Annotated in this window: 13 protein-coding genes and 1 pseudogene; 12 read left to right on the plus strand and 2 right to left on the minus strand. The window is 69.8% G+C overall.

Features of this window, described 5'->3' with window-relative positions:
* The first annotated feature begins 1 nt into the window (after position 1).
* The 10 genes and pseudogenes from G7Z13_RS00295 (at position 2) to G7Z13_RS00335 (ending at position 9,745) form a co-directional block, all read left to right on the plus strand.
* On the plus strand, positions 2 to 3,556 hold the full coding sequence (locus tag G7Z13_RS00295; protein ID WP_165994947.1) for a tetratricopeptide repeat protein: 3,555 nt from the start codon (positions 2 to 4) through the stop codon (positions 3,554 to 3,556).
* A gap of 179 nt (positions 3,557 to 3,735) precedes the next feature.
* Positions 3,736 to 4,419: pseudogene (locus G7Z13_RS00300) on the plus strand (SDR family oxidoreductase); the annotation flags it as partial.
* Between the two features lie 111 nt (positions 4,420 to 4,530).
* Positions 4,531 to 4,743: a zinc-binding dehydrogenase gene (locus G7Z13_RS33415; protein ID WP_277347430.1), complete on the plus strand. Its 213-nt coding sequence runs from the start codon at positions 4,531 to 4,533 to the stop codon at positions 4,741 to 4,743.
* Positions 4,744 to 4,854: 111 nt separating this feature from the next.
* Positions 4,855 to 5,181: a PadR family transcriptional regulator gene (locus tag G7Z13_RS00305; protein ID WP_165994948.1), complete on the plus strand. Its 327-nt coding sequence runs from the start codon at positions 4,855 to 4,857 to the stop codon at positions 5,179 to 5,181.
* On the plus strand, positions 5,178 to 5,534 hold the full coding sequence (locus tag G7Z13_RS00310; RefSeq protein ID WP_165994949.1) for a DUF1048 domain-containing protein: 357 nt from the start codon (positions 5,178 to 5,180) through the stop codon (positions 5,532 to 5,534). Before G7Z13_RS00305 ends, G7Z13_RS00310 begins: the two co-directional genes overlap by 4 nt.
* Before the next feature lies 1 nt (position 5,535).
* Positions 5,536 to 5,862, plus strand: a complete 327-nt coding sequence (locus G7Z13_RS00315) for a DUF1048 domain-containing protein (protein WP_165994950.1) — start codon at positions 5,536 to 5,538, stop codon at positions 5,860 to 5,862.
* Positions 5,863 to 5,966: 104 nt separating this feature from the next.
* Entirely contained in the window at positions 5,967 to 6,683 is a 717-nt protein-coding gene (locus tag G7Z13_RS00320; RefSeq protein WP_165994951.1) for a hypothetical protein, read from the plus strand.
* A gap of 193 nt (positions 6,684 to 6,876) precedes the next feature.
* Complete coding sequence (locus G7Z13_RS00325; protein ID WP_165994952.1) at positions 6,877 to 7,803, plus strand: CPBP family intramembrane glutamic endopeptidase; 927 nt, start codon at positions 6,877 to 6,879, stop codon at positions 7,801 to 7,803.
* 15 nt (positions 7,804 to 7,818) lie between these two features.
* The gene (locus G7Z13_RS00330; RefSeq protein ID WP_165994953.1) at positions 7,819 to 9,048 is read left to right on the plus strand and encodes a sensor histidine kinase; all 1,230 of its coding nucleotides are present in this window, start codon (positions 7,819 to 7,821) and stop codon (positions 9,046 to 9,048) included.
* A gap of 4 nt (positions 9,049 to 9,052) precedes the next feature.
* The gene (locus G7Z13_RS00335) at positions 9,053 to 9,745 is read left to right on the plus strand and encodes a response regulator transcription factor (protein ID WP_165994954.1); all 693 of its coding nucleotides are present in this window, start codon (positions 9,053 to 9,055) and stop codon (positions 9,743 to 9,745) included.
* A gap of 155 nt (positions 9,746 to 9,900) precedes the next feature.
* Here G7Z13_RS00335 and G7Z13_RS00340 read toward each other — a convergent pair whose 3' ends face one another.
* Positions 9,901 to 10,725 carry a hypothetical protein gene (locus G7Z13_RS00340; RefSeq protein WP_165994955.1) on the minus strand — a complete coding sequence of 275 codons (825 nt, stop codon included), beginning with the start codon at positions 10,723 to 10,725 and terminating at the stop codon, positions 9,901 to 9,903.
* A 311-nt stretch (positions 10,726 to 11,036) separates the two neighbouring features.
* Between G7Z13_RS00340 and G7Z13_RS00345 the strand changes: the two genes are divergently transcribed.
* Both G7Z13_RS00345 and G7Z13_RS00350 read left to right on the plus strand, forming a co-directional pair.
* Entirely contained in the window at positions 11,037 to 11,204 is a 168-nt protein-coding gene (locus tag G7Z13_RS00345; RefSeq protein WP_165994956.1) for a hypothetical protein, read from the plus strand.
* A 161-nt stretch (positions 11,205 to 11,365) separates the two neighbouring features.
* Complete coding sequence (locus tag G7Z13_RS00350) at positions 11,366 to 11,650, plus strand: hypothetical protein (protein WP_165994957.1); 285 nt, start codon at positions 11,366 to 11,368, stop codon at positions 11,648 to 11,650.
* A gap of 591 nt (positions 11,651 to 12,241) precedes the next feature.
* Here the strand turns inward: G7Z13_RS00350 and G7Z13_RS00355 are convergent.
* Positions 12,242 to 15,946, minus strand: coding sequence for a tetratricopeptide repeat protein (locus G7Z13_RS00355; protein WP_165994958.1), 3,705 nt, complete (start codon positions 15,944 to 15,946; stop codon positions 12,242 to 12,244).
* Positions 15,947 to 16,472 lie beyond the last annotated feature (526 nt).

Here is a 16,472-nt window from a genome sequence, read left to right on the forward strand (position 1 = left end):
GATGGATCCGCAGCGTCTCGCCTTGGTACGCACGGGGGCACCGCGCGGTTCGGGCTCCGGGTACCTGGTCGGTCCTCACCTGGTTTTGACGGCGCTGCATGTCGTGCGTCCTGACGAGCGGTGGGCCGGGCACATCGAGGTTCACGTGGGACACCCGCGCTACGGGACCGATCTGGTCCAGCGGTCGGCGCGCGTGTGCTGGCCCGATCCGCACAAGGCAGCCCCGCCTGCGCACAGCGTGGACGTGGCGCTTCTGTGGCTGGATGAGCCGGTGGAGACCAGCGGGGGACCGGTGCGGTGGGGCCGCCCCGGCGGTGTTGTCCCCGTGCCGTTCGAAGGTGCCGGCTTCCCCGCCTTCGCGGCTGACGCCGGGAGCATGACTCAGTGCGAATACCTGCGCGGTGAGTTACCGGTGGTTTCGACGTCCTCGTCGGGCTGGGTACTGGACTGCCCCGTCTGGCCGGCGCCCGCAGGCAGCGGAGAACGGCCGTGGGCAGGCGCCTCAGGCTCGGCCATCTTCTGTCATGGCCGACTGGTCGGCGTGGCGGTCGAGGACAACCCGACCATGGGCTGGCGCCGTCTGCACGCCGTCCCCATCCATGAAGCCCTCGAGCTGACCGAGTTCGCCGACCTCATCTCCCGGCACGGCCATCCCGGCACCACCAGCGCGCTGGAAGAAGTGATCGCGCAGAACGCGGTCAGGTCGGACGGCGAGGAACCGGTCCGGCCCCCCACGCACAACGGACGACCATACGGTTTTGCTCCGCCAGCGGAGAGCACCGGCCCCGTGACGCTGCCCGCAGCCCCTGCCGAACTGGTCGGACGGCAGGGACCGCTGCAACAAATACTGGCGTGGCTGAGCCCTGACCCACCCCAAGAGGCGGAGTTCGGCCTGCAGACGGGGACGGTGGTGGTGTCGGCGGTGGCCGGGATGGGCGGGGTCGGCAAAACCGCCTTGGCTCTGCACGCCGCACACCAGGCTTCTCAGGAGGGGCGCTTCCCCGGCGGCGTGCTCTTCGCGGACCTGCGCGGCTACAGCACCGACCCTGAAGTCGGCCCGCCGGCGGTGGCCGACCGCTTCCTGCGCGCGCTGGGCGTCAAAGACGATGACCTGCCCGCCAGCGCGGAGGAAAAGCTGGACGCCTGGCGGACCGTCGTCAAGGACCTGGCTCGCCGAGGCCGCCCGCTCCTGGTGGTGCTGGACAACGCGCGCACCGCCGACCAGGTGCACCCCTTGCTCCCGGGCTCCCCGCACCGTGCCCTGATCACGTCCCGGCAGACCATGTCCGCGCTGCGCGGAGTCCGCCGCATCACCCTCGAGGCCCTCGAACCGGAAGACTCGCTCGATCTGCTGGAGCGCGCCCTGCGCGCAGAGCGCGACGATGACCGCATCGCCACCCAGCGCGAGGACGCCCTGCGCCTGGCCGCCTTGTGCGGCCACCTCCCCCTCGCCCTGCACATCACCGCGGCCCTGTTGCGCGACGTACGCACGCGGTCCGTGGCCGCCCAGGTCGAGGCTCTGGAGGATGTCCGCACCCGCTTGGACGCTCTGGCTTACGACGACAAGGACAGTGAAGGCCGGCCGCTGGCTGTGCGGGTCACCTTCGAACTGTCCTACCAGCACCTGAACGCCGACCAAGCCCGCGCGTTTCGCCTGCTCGCCTCAGCCCCGGGCCCCGACATCTCCACCGACGCCGCAGCCGCCTTGCTCGCACACCCCGGCGCTGAACGCCTGCTGCACGGGCTGGCCCGAGCCCACCTGCTGCACCCCGACCCGGAACGGCAAGACCGCTGGTCCATGCATGATCTCGTCCGCGTGTTCGCCGACGAGCGAGGCCGGGTTCATGCCGACACCGACCAGCGCGCCGCCGCGCTGGCCCGCCTGCTGGACCACTACGTCACTCTCGCCGCCGCAGCGGACACCCATCTGGAGACCGTTGCCGGCCTGCCGGTCTCCGACCGCTTCCCCGACCGTGCCACTGCCCTGGACTGGCTGGACGCCGAACGTCCCAACCTGCTTGCCGCCGCGGCCGCCGACACCGGCGCATGCACTGTCCTGGCCTCGGTCCTCACCCGTTTCCTCGACCACCGCCGCCACTTCGAAGACGCGATCACCCTCAACACCACTGCCGTGCGCATCCATCAGGAGGCCGGTGACCGACACAGGGAAGGCCTGACACTGACGAACCTGGGGCTGGCCCTGTCCGAGGTGCGCCGGTTCGACGAGGCCGTCGCCGCACACAGGCAAGCTCTGGACATCATGAACGACTGCGGTGACCGGCAAGGCAAGGGCCAGGCACTGACCAATCTCGGGCTGGTCCTGTCACAGGTGCGCCGCTTCGACGAGGCAATCGCCGCCCACACCGGCGCGGCGGGCATCTTCCGTGACACCGGCGACCGTCGAGGTGAAGCCATCGCCTTGACCAATCACGGAGCCGTCCTGGACAAACTAGGGCGATTCGATGAAGCCATCGACATCCATTCCGCTGCGGCGCGCATCTTCCACGACATCGGTGACCGTCATAACGCAGGCAAGGCGCGGAACAACCTAGCGCTGGTCCTGTGGGAAGTGGGGCGGGTGGAAGAGGCCGTCGAAGCTCTCACCGCCGCAGGGGAGATCTTCCACCACACCGGCGACCGCCACAGTGAAGGCAGCGCACTGACCAACCTGGCATACGCCCTGCGACTGGTCGGCCGGACGGAAGAAGCGGTCAGCACGTACACCACTGCCGTGGACATCCTGGGGAGCACCGGGGACCGACTCAGCCAAGGCAAAGCTCTGGTCAACAAAGGAGCGCTCCTGGTGGAGCTGGACCGGTTCGAAGAAGCGGTCAGCACCTACACCACCGCCGTGGACATCCTGCGGGACACCGGCGGCCCTGAGAGCGCCGACGCGGTCTGCCGCTTGGGTGCCTTGCTGGTCCGGACAGGGCGGCTGGATGAGGCCGTGACGGTCCTGAGCACCGCGGCACGGAACGGAGCTGCCGCCGCCCTGTGCCGCCAAGCCTCATCGCACGCCGCAGCCGGTCTTACGAGACAGGCTGAGGTGTTCCTTCGCGCCGCCGCGGACGCCGGGCACCTTGAGTCCAAGGTCAACCTAGGCGTGCTGCTCGCCGAGGCCGGGTGCGCTCAAGAGGCAGAGGACCTGTTTCGGGCAGCTGCTGACGGCGGTGACGCGAACGCGGTGTTCAACCTCGGTGTGCTGTACGAGAAAACCGGCCGTCTCAAGGAGGCCAGGTCCTACTACCTGCACGCCGCCGCCGCGGGCCAGCGAGGCGCCCTGAGCCGGCTGTGGTCCCTCACCGCATCGCAACGCGGTCAGGACACGCAACGCACCGTTCTCCCGAACCGTCCCGCCACGGCCGACACGGGGGGTGTCGACGCCGGCGCCATGCTCGAAAGCCTCTACGAGGAGCTCCGCCTGGCCGGTGACGACGACCGTGCTCAGCGGATACAGCCCAAGGCGGCCGCGGCACACAACGAGCGGTGGCTGCGCCACGGCGGACTCCAGGTCGACTGGCTCTCACGACTGGACCTTGAACGCCTGGGCAAATGAGTCCGACGCCTTTCACACCGGGCCGCCGCCCTTCCGGCGGCCCCGTACGTGTTCATCGACAACCACGTGGCACCGCGCCGCCGGATCGCCCGGCACGCCACCGTCGTCCTTGCCTGCCCGGGAGCTGACGGCGAGGACGAAGACCGGGCGCGGCGCCGCGCCGCGCCCAGGGAGCACTCATGGAACTGAAGGACGCGGTCGCGGTGGTCACCGGTGCCAACCGCGGGCTCGGACGGCACCTGGCCGCCCAGCTCGTGGCGCGCGGAGCCAAGGTCTACGCGGCGGCCCGCCGTCCCGAGGCGGCGGACATGCCGGGGGTCGTCCCCCTGCGGCTCGACCTGACGGACGAGGCGTCGATCCGGGAGGCGGCTCGCACCGCCGCCGACGCGACGCTGCTGGTGAACAACGCCGGCGTCTCCACCGGCACGCCGCTGATCGCGGGCAGCCCGGAGGCCGTGCGCCTGGAGATGGAGGTCAACTTCTTCGGCCCGCTCGCCGTCACCCGGGCCTTCGCCCCGGTGATCGAGTCCAACGGCGGCGGCGCCGTGCTCAACGTGCTGTCCGTCCTGTCCTGGCTGCACCCGGCCGGCCTCGGCGCCTACGCCGCGGCGAAGGCCGCCGCCTGGGCGCTGACCGGTGCGGCCCGCGAGGAGCTCGCGCCCCGCGGCATCGCCGTGACGGCGCTGCACGTCGGATACATGGACACCGACATGGCCGCCGGCGTGCCCGCCGAGCAGAAGACCGACCCGGCCGAGGTCGCCGCCCAGGCCCTGTCCGGCATCGAAACGGGCCCGCCCGAGATCCTCGCCGACGACACCACCCGGTACGTCAAGCAGCGCCTGGCCGCACCGCCGAACGCGAGCTGGGACGCCCCCGCCCCACCGGCGCCCGGCGCCAACCAGCAGCACGCACCACCAGCGCATACCACGAGCCACCGCAGGCGCGCCGGCCCGCTCCTGCGCCAGCCGGTGCACGTGCTGAGCTCCCGGCCGTCACGCCGCGCCGCACGCCGGGGCGTGACGTACTCCTTCCTGTTCATGAGGGCCGACGGCGACCAGCTGCGCGGCATCACCCGGCTCGTCGAGGCCGGGAGGATCCGCCCCGTCGTCGACCGCACCCGCGAGGCCATGGACTACGCCGAGAAGGGCCGCGCCAGGGCCGGCGAGGTCGTCATCGCGACGGTGTGAGCACCGCCTTCCGCACTCACCTCGGGGAACCGACCGCGACCACTACTAGGTGATACCGTATAGTGGTACTCGGTAGCACGTAGTACCGAACGGGGTTGAGGAGCACCGGCGATGGACGACCTGACGGAGATGCTGAAGGGCACCCTCGAAGGGTGCGTGCTCGAAATCATCGGCAGAGAGGAAACCTACGGGTACGCCATCACCCGCCGGCTGAACGAACTCGGCTTCACCGACGTCATCGAAGGGACGGTGTACACGATCCTGCTGCGGCTGGAGAGAAAAGGACTCGTCCAGGTGACGAAACGACCCTCCGAAGCCGGTCCGCCGCGCAAGTTCTACGCCCTCAACGACGCCGGCCGCGAGGAACTCGCACGATTCTGGGCGAAATGGCAGTACGTCTCATCGCGAATCAACAGCCTCAAGAAGGGCGGGAGATGAACTTCTGGGACAAGGTCACAGGCAGCGATCTCACCAGGGAATGGAAGACGTTCGAAGCCCAGGCCGAGGCCCTGCCGGACGACCACCGGGCGGCGTGGGGACAGATCACCGCCCACCTCCTGCCCTACGGAGACTTCACCGGCCGCAACCTGACACCGATCCTCGACTCCGCCCTGGGACTGCTCGAAGTGTCGGCGGCGGACGGGCAGAGCGCCCGCGAGGTCCTCGGCGACGACAAGCAGGGCTTCTGCACGGCGCTGGCCGGCGGAGCGGGAGCGCGGACCTACCGCGACCGGTGGCGCGAGCAGTTGAACAGGAACGTCGCAAGGAAACTGAGCCGGCTGGGGGACTGACGTGAGCATCCAGGACATCATCGAAGGCAAAAAGCAGTGGCGGGCACACCTGGCCCGGATCAAGGCACTCCCGCCGGACTACCAGATCGTCTACAAGGAGATGCAGAAGTACCTGTTCAAGGTCGGCCCGGTCAGCCTGTCCGACGGCTCCCTCCTGTCCGGAATCGTCGACTTCTTCGAAGAGGGCGCCGCCGAGGGCAAGGGAGTCCTGGAACTCATCGGCACCGACGTCGCCGCATTCTGCGACGACCTGATCAAAGACTCACCCACCTACGCGGACGCCTACCAGCAATCCATCAGCGCAGGACCCGGCACGCCCGGCACATGACAGCCCCCGAACCGGCTGACAGCAATCCCGCCACGACAGGGTGCACGGCGTCGCCGCCCCGAAAGCCGCGCAGCGAGGCGGTCACGAGGCAGACCAACCACCCCGTGACCACCGGCTGCCTGACCCTGCTGATCGCACTGATCACCGCTCTCGCCCTCCCCGTCTCCTGGCTGGGATACCGCTCTTGGCACGACGAGAAAGCCAACACCGCACGCAAAGACGCAACGCTCGCATCCATCCTGGAACACGCCCGTGCCACGGCGGACGACACCGCCCACGCCCTCCACACGAGCAACCAAACCGACACCGACGCCCTCATCAGCGTGATCTGGCGGCACACACAAGCCCCCGTGATCACCTACGACCCGGCACGCCACGCATTCACCGCCACCGCGGCCCAATCCGCCCACTACGACGAAAAGGCCCTGCTCCTCGGCGGCGGACCGGTGCGGGTGACGCGGTGCTTCGTCCACACCTACGCCCACCGCCCGGGCCACGCCTGGACCTTACGGCTCTCCGAGCACGACCGGGCAGTATGCCGTCCGGCCACGCTGATCGGCGGCCTGGCAGGCCTGGCCCGCACACGCCTCTCCAGCATGTACGCCGAGGACCTGACCCACGCCACCGTACGCAAGGCCCTGGACCCCACGGGACGACAGCGCCCCTACAACGTCAAGAGCGTGCAGCGCACAGCGGACACGATCACCCTGGCCATCCTGCTCTCCAGCTCCGACCCCATGGCCGGCCAGTGCTACCGCTTCACCTGGCGCATCGCCAACGACCAGAGGACCACCACAGCGGTACCGGTCTCCTCCTGCTGAGCCCGCGCCCTCCGACCCTTGAGCACCGGCCGTCATGGCGTCCGCCTCCCGCCCGCGTGACCGGTCCGCTTCCCGGGCGCATCCCCCGCGAGAGCTACCGCAGTTGTCCATCCGCGGGTGATCCGCCCACGGCGACGGCTTCCTAGCCTGGTTGTCAGGTCGCAGCCTGTGCGACCGCTGCAGGGGAGGCCACATGAGGACGACGTCCACCGCACGGCACACCAACGGCCCCGGCCCGAACACGGCCCCCGACACCCCCCACGCACCCCACGCCCCCGCCGCTCACGGCGGCCACGGCGGCCGTCCCGGCCGGATCCTGCGTTCTCCGCTCGGCTGGATGCTCACCGGCCTGGCCGGAGTCGGCCTGGTCTCCGCCCTGACCGCCACGGGCCCTGGTCCGGTTCCGGTGCTGGGCGCGGCGGCCGCGGTGGGCGTGTACGGGCTGGTCATGCGCCGTGCCGCGCGACGCTCGACGCCGGAGATCGCCCGACGGGGAGCCGGCCGGGAGGCGCTGTACGGCGGCGCGCTCGGCCTGGGCTTCGTCGCGGTGTCCGCCCTGCTGATCACGGCGCTGGGAGGCTACTCGTTCTCCTGGGCGGGCCGTGACGTCATGGCCCTCCTCTGGTCCGCGGTCATGGTGCAGGCCGCCGCCGCGGTCACCGAGGAGTTGCTGTTCCGCGCTCTCGCGCTGCAGGCGCTGGAACAGCTGTGGGGCAGCAGGGCCGCCATCGTGATCACCGGGCTCTTCTTCGGCATCACCCACCTGGGCGCTCCGGGAGCCGGCGCGTGGAGTGCGCTGGCGATCGCCTCGGAGGCGGGCGTGATGCTCGGCGCCGCGTTCCTGTGGCGGCGCAGCATCTGGTTCGTCGCCGGGCTGCACTTCGCCTGGAACACCACCGAGCAGCTGCTCGGCATCCCCGTCTCCGGACACGCCTCCACCGGCCTGTTCACCGTCGACGCGCACGGCTCCGCCGTGCTGACCGGCGGTGACTTCGGCCTGGAGGCGGCGCTGATCCCCGTCGTCATCGGCGTACTGCTCGCCGTCCGCATGTTCGTCCTCGCCCGCCGCGGCGGCCGGCTGCTGCCCCGCCGAACCGCACGACCCCTTCAGGCCGGCTGACCGGAGGAAACGCCCGTGACATCCCGCCAGGACCTTCTCCGCCGTACGCTGCCGCGGGCACCGCTGGAGTGGTGGCAGAAGCAGGACGCCTTCCTCAAGGACGACGTCCTCGCCCTGCTGCTCGCCCTGTCGGCGTTCGTGCCGACCCTGTCCACCATCGGAGGGCAGATAGGGGATCTGCCCGAGCGGCCGGCGAGCGCGCTGAGCGTCGCACTCGTCCTGGCCCAGACCCTGCCGCTGGCGGCCCGCCGGCGGTGGCCCGCGGGCTGCCTGGCAGTCGTCGCGGGCGCGTTCGCCGCCTACCAGGCACTGGGCTTCGCGACGACGATGGCAAGCTGGGGACTGTATCTCGCGCTGTACTCGGCCGGAGCCCACCAGGTCCGCTTCCGCCGCCATCTGGCGGGCGTGGTCAGCGCGGGCTATGGGGTACTGGCCCTCGCCCTGGACCGCCTCGGCTCACCGCAGACCATCGCGGACTATCTCGCGTTCTACCTGACGGTGGCCGCGTTCCATCTGGTGGGCAGCACCGTGCGCACACGGCGCGCGGGGGAGGCGCAGCGGCGGCGACTGGCCGCCGAAGTGGCCGCGGCCGCGGAGCGCGCACGCATCGCCGGCGAGCTGCACGACGTGGTCACCCACCATGTGACGGCCATGGTGATCCAGGCGGACGCGGCACAGTTCCTCCTCACCACCGCACCGGACAAAGCCGGCGAGGGACTTGCCGCCGTCAGCGACACCGGCCGCCGGGCACTGACAGAACTGCGCCACCTGCTCGGCGTACTGGAGGCGACCGGCCGGTCGGCGTCCGCCGAGGCGCCCGCGGACCGGGCACCCACCCTGGGCCGCCTCGCAGACCTGGTCGAACAGGCCCGCAGGTCCGGCCAGCCGGTCGAGTTCGACGAACACGGCGAGCGGCAGACACAGCCCGTGGACGTGGAACTGGCCGCCTACCGCGTGGTGCAGGAAGCGCTCACCAACGCGATGAAACACGCCCCCGGCCGGCCCACACAGGTCGCGGTCCGCTACGGCGCGCAGCACATCGACATCAAGGTGACCACCGACGGACCCACCGCCCTGCCGCCGGCCACACCCGCCGCACGCGAACCGCACCCGGCCGGCGGGCGCGGACTGGCCGGACTGCGTGCACGCGCACGGACGGTCGATGGTGAACTGAAGGCCGGACCCCGCCCCGACGGCGGGTTCGAGGTCCACGCCACCCTTCCCTCCAAGCCCGCATGGGAGTGACCCCGTGAGCGACGCACCGCCACCGATCCGTGTGCTCGTCTGCGACGACCAGGCCCTGGTGCGCACCGGCTACGCCACCATCTTCTCCGCCCAGCCCGACATGGAGGTCGTCGCAGAAGCCGACAACGGCCACGAAGCGGTCCAGGCCGCCAGACGCCTGCGCCCCGACGTGGTGGTGATGGACATCCGCATGCCCCTGCTCGACGGCATCCAGGCGACCCGGCAACTGGCCGGCCCCGACGCCGAGGCACCACCGAAAGTACTGGTCGTCACCACCTTCAACGTCGACGCCTACGTCTACGACGCGCTGCGCGCCGGCGCCAGCGGCTTCCTCCTCAAGGACGCGCCCCCGGCGGAACTGGTCAACGGCATCCGGACGGTCGCCCGGGGCGAGGCCCTGCTGGCCCCCGCCGTCACCCGCCACCTCATCGGCCACTTCGCCCAGCACCTGCGCCCGGCCGATACGTCCCGGCCGGCCCGACAGGACGTGCTACGGGCACTGACCCCGCGCGAGCTGGAGGTGCTCCGGCAGATCGCCGAAGGGCTGTCGAACGCGGAGATCGCCGCACAGCTCTTCATCACCCCCGAGACGGTCAAGACCTACGTGTCGAGGATCCTGGCCAAACTCGGCCTGCGCGACCGCGTCCAGGCCGTCGTCCTCGCCTACCGGCTCGGCCTGGTCCCCTCCACCGGCTGACCCCACCCACTCGTCCACCCGCACACCCGGCTGGACCGGTACGACCCACACCGCGCGGGCCGGCCTCGCACGGCCGGCCCGCGCGGCGGCCGAGCCCACCGCAGCGTGATCGAAGCGGTCGCGCCCAAGTACCGCACGACGGCGCGGAAAACGGCCTAGATCCGCCGGCGACCGGGGTCGCCCGCCGCCCCGCCCTCCAGCACCGGGCGCCCGCGCAGCCGCAGGGCATCGAGCAGGTGCTCACCCAGCGGGTCGGAATCCAGGTGCGGATGGGCGTCGATCCGCAGGCGCTGCCCGCCACGGGTGACCACGTGGTGGGCGACCACCTTGCCACCGAAGAGACTGGCACCGCGGGCCTGCCGTGAGAGCACCAGGTGATCGACGTCGTCCCAGGCCACGGCGCGCGGGCGGCCGTAGGAGGTGTACACGAGCCCGCCCGCGTACAGATGGGTGCGCACGAATCCCCTGGGCATCCGCCACAACAGGACCGGAAGCGCGATGATCACCAGGACGAGCGCCGCGAGCAGACAGAGCACCACCATGGTCACCAGCTTCCGCAGGCCGGGGATGTCGGCCCCGGTCTGGCCGAGGACCCAGTTCACCCCCCACAGGGCTCCCACGATCACAGCACCGACGGTCACCGTGCCGGCCACGATCTCCAGCGGACTGGTGTTCTTGCGGGTGAAGAGGTGATCGCCCAGCGAACGCTCGGCCGCAAGGCGGGTGACGCGAGCCGACGGAGCGTACCCCTTCATCTGCACGGCACCGGGGAACGGCTTGATGACGGCGACGCCCAGGACCGAGGCGGCCAGGCCCGCGAGGAGGACGGTGAGGGCGGACGAGGCCGGGGTGTCACCGAAGATCAGCACCCCCAGGCCGTACAGCATCGTCACCAGGCCACCGAAGACCACCACCAACATCAGGCAGCCCAGGTTCAACAGCGGCCCGGGCTCGGAGTGTTGCGGCGGTTCATCTGTCATGGCGTCCCCCAGGAACTCGTGATCGGCGTGCCGAATCCAACCGCTCCACAAACGGCTCCCCACCCCAGCCCTGCCTTCCGGCAGCACCCTCGGGATGTTCGTGCCCGTGCACAGTCGACGTCACCACACGAGCGGCTTCACCAGCTCACGGGCCCCCGGCTCTGAGCCTGCTGTTCCGCACTGCCGCGCCCCCCCCGCAGACGACGCCCGACTCAGCCGCACGGCTCCACCATCACGGACAGCCCTCCCTGCATGTCTGCACAAGCGATGGCGGGGCATACGGGGTTCACCAGTCTGAGAGGAGCTTGTTCATGCTCGGCATAATCGCGGCGGTGCTGTTCTTCTTCGCGTTTCTGATCAACGCGGCAGAGATCGGCACCAACGATGTGTTCTCCTCGACGAATGTGATGCTGCTGGGGCTGATGACCCTCGCCCTGCACGTGGCCGGCGTCGGATCCGGCTGGGCCCGCAGACGCTGACCCTCCACCTCGGCGGGCCTGGCAGCACCACGCTGCCAGGCCCGCTCCGCATTCCTCATTCCGCATCCGGCGACGCACCACACCCACGACGCCACCCCTTCCACACATGCGCTTCGGAAAGGGCAGGAAAAGTGGACGAGGAAGGGGGTAGACGAGAAGTCATGGACAGCACCCGATTACGGCAAGACGAGCACACCCCGCAGGAATCCCGTACCCGCAACACCATGCGGATCTGGCGGTGGGCCAGGTGGGCGGCACTCGGACTCGCGGTCAGCTGGGCGGTGAACTGGGTCGGCAGCCTCATCCAGGGCGAGCAGGGATGGGATCTGTGGTGGCCCCTGGTCAGCACCGTCATCTGGACAGGACTGACCGTGCACGGCTTCGTCACCTACCGCCGCATCAGGACAACCACCCTGCCCGCCCTCACCGGCCGACCGCCCACCTGACCAACCCACCCACCTGAGAAACCGTCACCTTCCCGCACCCGTACCGAAGTTACCGGACAACCGAACGGGACCCGGGATTCGAGAGGGAACCCCCGATGCAGCACCGTTCACACCGGCGGACCCCGCCACCATGGACCATGCCAGGCGCACCATGGAGAGTCTGGATCTACGGGCCGATGCTCTGCACAGCCATCGGACTCCTGGCCTGGCAGGTCACAACGGGCTCCAGCACCGCGAGTATCGCCCTGTCCTCCTGCCACGTGCTGGTGTGGGCCTGTCTTCTCCTCGCCAACCGATCCGCCCGGCGCAACCACACACGCACCTGACCGGACCACGCGGGACGTACCACGCGGCGGGCTGCCGCCGGTTCCACAACCGCCGTCGTCCGCCCGCGATTACCGTTCGAGGGCCTGCAGCGAGGACGCCACCCAAAGGACGATACAAATCTCGATGGCTGTGTAGGACGGCCTCGATTTGTGCAGCGTCGCCTGTGGCGGGCAGCGGCCGGGTCTCGTCGCCGTTCTCCCTGGCGAAGCGCTCATGAAGCGCACGCTGACTGGTGAGGAGACGTACGAGTCACGGGAACCGAGGTCACGACGCCTCATCGCGGCCTTCGCGTTGGGCGACAGCTGCGGCGAGATCGATGCGGATCGCCCTCGTGAGGGGGTCCCCCTCGCCCAACGCCCGAACGCAGTGGGCGAGTGTCTGCTCGTACAGGGAAATGGCATGCTCCAAGTTCCCCGCTTCCCTGTGGGACCGGGCGAGGTTGCCCTGAGTGGCGAGAGTCCCGGGGTGATCAGGGCCCTGGGCGCGCACCATGTGGTCTGCCAGCTCGGCGTAGGCACCTGTTGCTCCGGCTGTGTCCCCTGCCCACGCCCGCGCGCCGGCGAGGTTGTTCAAGGTTGTGAGAGTGTCGGGGTGATCGGCACCCAACAACCGCTTCTGGACGGCCAGCATCCTGGCGTAGGCTTCCACGGCCTCGGCTGCGTCCTCCTGCATCCGGGCCAAGCTGGCCCGGATGGTGAGGGTCTGGGGGTGATCCGCGCCCAACATTCGCGTCAGGCGCTTCAGCAGGTCATGGCCGGTCTCCATGGCCCCGGCCTCGTCCCCCGCTTCCCCCCTTTTCGCGGCGAGCTTGGCTTGCGTGGAAAGGGTGTGAGGGTGATCGGCGCCCAGCGCCCGACTCTGGTCGGCCAGCAGTGCGGCGTAGGCTTCTGCGGCACCGGCCGCATCTCCCATAGCCCCGCGCCAGACGGCGAGGTTGTTCCGTGTGGTGAGGATGTCGGGGTGGTCGGGGCCTTGGATGCGCAGTGTGTGCTCCAGCAGTGCGGCGTAGGCTTCCGCGGCACCGATCGCATCCCTCGCCAAGCCCCGCCACAGGGCGAGATCGTGCCGGGTGGTGAGGATGTCGGGGTGGTCGGGGCCCTGTACGCGCAGCCTGTGCTCCAGCAGCTCGGCATAGGCTTCCGCGGCACCGACCGCATCCCCTGCCAAGCCCCGCCAGTGGGCAGCGAGGTCCCGGCAGTGAAGGGTATCCGAGGAATCAGGACCATTTACCCGCACACGGTGTTCCCACAGGTCAGCGTAGGTTTTCGCGGCCCCGGCCGCATCTCCCGCTTCTCCCTGCCAATGTGCGAGATGGGATCTGGCTTTGAGGAAGTGAGGATGATCGGTGTTCAGCACCCGCTTCATGTGCTCCAGTAGGTCGGCGTAGGCTTCCGCGGCACCGGCCGCATCCCCCGCCCGGCCTCGCCATCGGGCAAGGTTGTTCCGGGTGGTGAGGGTGTGGGAGTGATCAGCGCCTACTACTCGGATCATGTGTTCCAGCAGTTCGGCATAGGCCGTCGCGGCTCCAGCCGCATCCCCTGCCTCTCCCCGCCATCGGGCGAGGTCGGCCCGGGTGGTGAGGGTGTCAGGATGGTCGGCACCCAGCACCCGAGTCTGCTCTGCCAGCAGCTCGGCATAGGCTTCCGCGGCTCCAGCTGCGTTCCCCCCTTTCCCTCGCCGTCGGGCGAGCCGGGCCCGGGTGGTGAGGGTGTCAGGGTGGTCGGCACCCAGCGCCCGGATCTGGTCGGCCAGCAGCTCGTGATAAAGCTGCGTGGCAGCAGAGCCATCTTCACGTTCCAGCACGGCGGCGAGGCCCGCACGGGTGGCGAGAGTGTCGGGGTGGTCGGGTCCCAGCACCCGGATCTGGTCGGCCAGCAGCTCGCGATAGACATGTTGCCCCCCGGACGGACTCCATTCGCCCCACACCCGGGCCAGGTCGGCCCGGGTGGCGAGAGTGTCGGGGTGATCGGCACCCAGCACCCGGGTCTGGTCGGTCACCAGGTCGGCGTAAGCTTTGCCGGTCGTACCCTCGGCTTCCCCTTCCCAGCGGACAAGATGGCGCCGGGCAGTGAGGGTGGCAGGGTGATCAGCGTCAAACCGTTGTAGTACGGCCTCAGTGATGCGACGGAAGTGGTCACGAGCCGCTGTGGCTTGACCTGTCTCGCCCAGGCTGGTGCCCATCCGGTACAGCACCGTATGCACTTCCGGCCGGTACAGGACCGACCCTGCATGGTGGACCAGGGCTTGTGCGTTGGCGCGGAGGGTCTGGGCGAAGGCGGTATCGCGTTCGGTGGTCGGCCAGGCGGCGATGAGAGCGTCGGCGGCAGCCAGGGCGGTCTGATCGTGCTGACGGGGTGTCAGGGCGTCGCGGGTGGCGCGCTGGATGAGCTGGTGCACGCGGACGGCTTGCTGAGGGCTGTTGGGGGTGTGGTCGATGAGACTGAGCCGATGCAGGGCACTCAGGGCCCGCCCCGCGTCCTGAGGGGAGACTGCGACCGGTTCGTCGCTGGGCTCCGCGCTGGTTGAGGCGCGGTGTGCGAGGCACGTCAGTGCGGGCTGGCTGGTCAGGACATCCAGCGGGATGCCGTTGGCGTTGAGGAAGGCGGTGAGCTGGAGCATGGGGCGAGCCAGACCGACGGGGCGCAGCGTGTCGGCGCGCTCGATGGACAGTGACCAGGCGGCGGCAAGGGGCAGGGTCTGCTCGTCGGGCAGGACGTCGGGGGCAGCGTCGATGAGTTTCTCGGTACGGTCGGCCAGCATTTCCCGATAGGCAGTCACGGTCTCGCGGGAGTCGATGATGTAGGCGGCGGCTTGGGCGAGGGCGAGCGGCAAGTGGCCCAGGTCTTCGGCGAGGGCGGCGAGCAGATCGCCGTTCTCGTGACGGTGGTGGTCGGCCAGTGCGGCGGTGAGGTAGGCGAGAGACTCTTCGGGGGTGAACAGGCCGACCTCAATCAGTCGGCGGCCGTGGCCGGAGAGGGCGGCGTCTTTGCGGCGGGTGGTGACCAAAGTGCGGCCGTGTGGGCTGGCCGGCGGCCACAGTCCGTTCATATCGGCCGGGTCGGTGACGTCGTCGAAGACGATCAGCCACCGCAAGGGTCGTTCCTGCGGTTTGGGCTGTAGCCGGGCCAGGAAGGTCTGCGCTGCCTGTTGCGGGTACTTCGGGTCGGCACCGCAAACCTCAATGCCGGCCTGTGCGCAACCCGACGCGGCCGCAGTGGCGTTGTTCGCCGTGATCCATACCAGCAGGTCCACCTCACCGCTCTGCCAGGCACTGCGGGCATAGTGGGCGGCCAGCTGGGTCTTTCCCACCCCACCCATCCCTGTCAGCACCCCGGCCGCAGAGCCGACGACGGTGGTCCCGCCTCCGGTCAGGGTCGCAGCCAGCCGCTTGGCTTCGGCCCGGGTCTGGAAGCAGTTGGCCTGTGGCGGGATCCTCCCGACCTGATACGGCAAAGCGGCCGGAACCCGCCCGAAGTAGTTGTTCTGAGTCCCTTTGCCCAGCACCGGCCCATGGAAGGTGCTGTGCCGGAAATCGATGTAGTCACCGTCGCCGCTACCGGGGTGGTCCTCAGTAGTACTCACCTCGACCTGCCACCGTAATCGTGCTGGGTGCCCTTCGACCTCGTCCCCCGCCCCGGTTTCCGCTGCCGGTTCCCCGGCCTGCAGTTCCTCCACGAGCTGATCAAGTGCTGCGGCGAACTGCTCATCCCGCTCGACGGCGTCCTCCAACGAGTCCGCCAGTCGGCGCCGTGTACGCTGCGTGAGCTCTTCCCGCCCCGTCTCGGCTTCCTCTTCAGCCCGCTGCAGTGCCGGGTCCTGATCGAGTTTGCGGCTGACCAGACTGACCAAGGCGTGCACCCGATCCAACTCCGCATCCAACCCCCGGTCGACCTCGGCGTCCGCCCGCCCCGCTACCCGGCGGGCCTGACCCACCAGCCACGCACACACGTACCCGACTGCAATCTCCACGCCCGTCATCACGCCCCCGACCCGTCTTTAGTGACAGCAAGTCCGACCGTACCCGCAGTGCACGGACCGGGACCCCCGGTACGTGCACTGGGGCACCGATCCTGGGCCTGCCCACCTCGACCGTGCACCGGGTCCTGGTCCGGCACGGCCTGAACCGCCTGGCGCGGTGCACCAGCGCTTCGACGATCCGGTCGAACCCCGGCTGCCCAACCCGGTCCCACTCCACTGCCACAACCGCCCCCTGCCGCAGATGCTGCCCAGCCGATGATCCCACCAGGCACTGACACCCCACCGGCCCGACCTCTCGCCCCCCGCGGCGCCGGACATTGGGCAAGCAGACGGCGCGGCGGGTCGTTGACGATCTCCGGATGGCCGGCCCGCTTCACGGCGACGATCTGGTGAGCGCCATGGCAGCGAGAGGTGCCTCGGTTCGCGCGCTCAAGAACCTCCAGAAGATCATCGAACGCGCTTGAGGGCCTGAGTACACCTCCTCCGCCACCTTCGTCGATACCCCCGTCGGGGCCAA

It is taken from the genome of Streptomyces sp. JB150 (assembly GCF_011193355.1).
Taxonomy (GTDB): domain Bacteria; phylum Actinomycetota; class Actinomycetes; order Streptomycetales; family Streptomycetaceae; genus Streptomyces.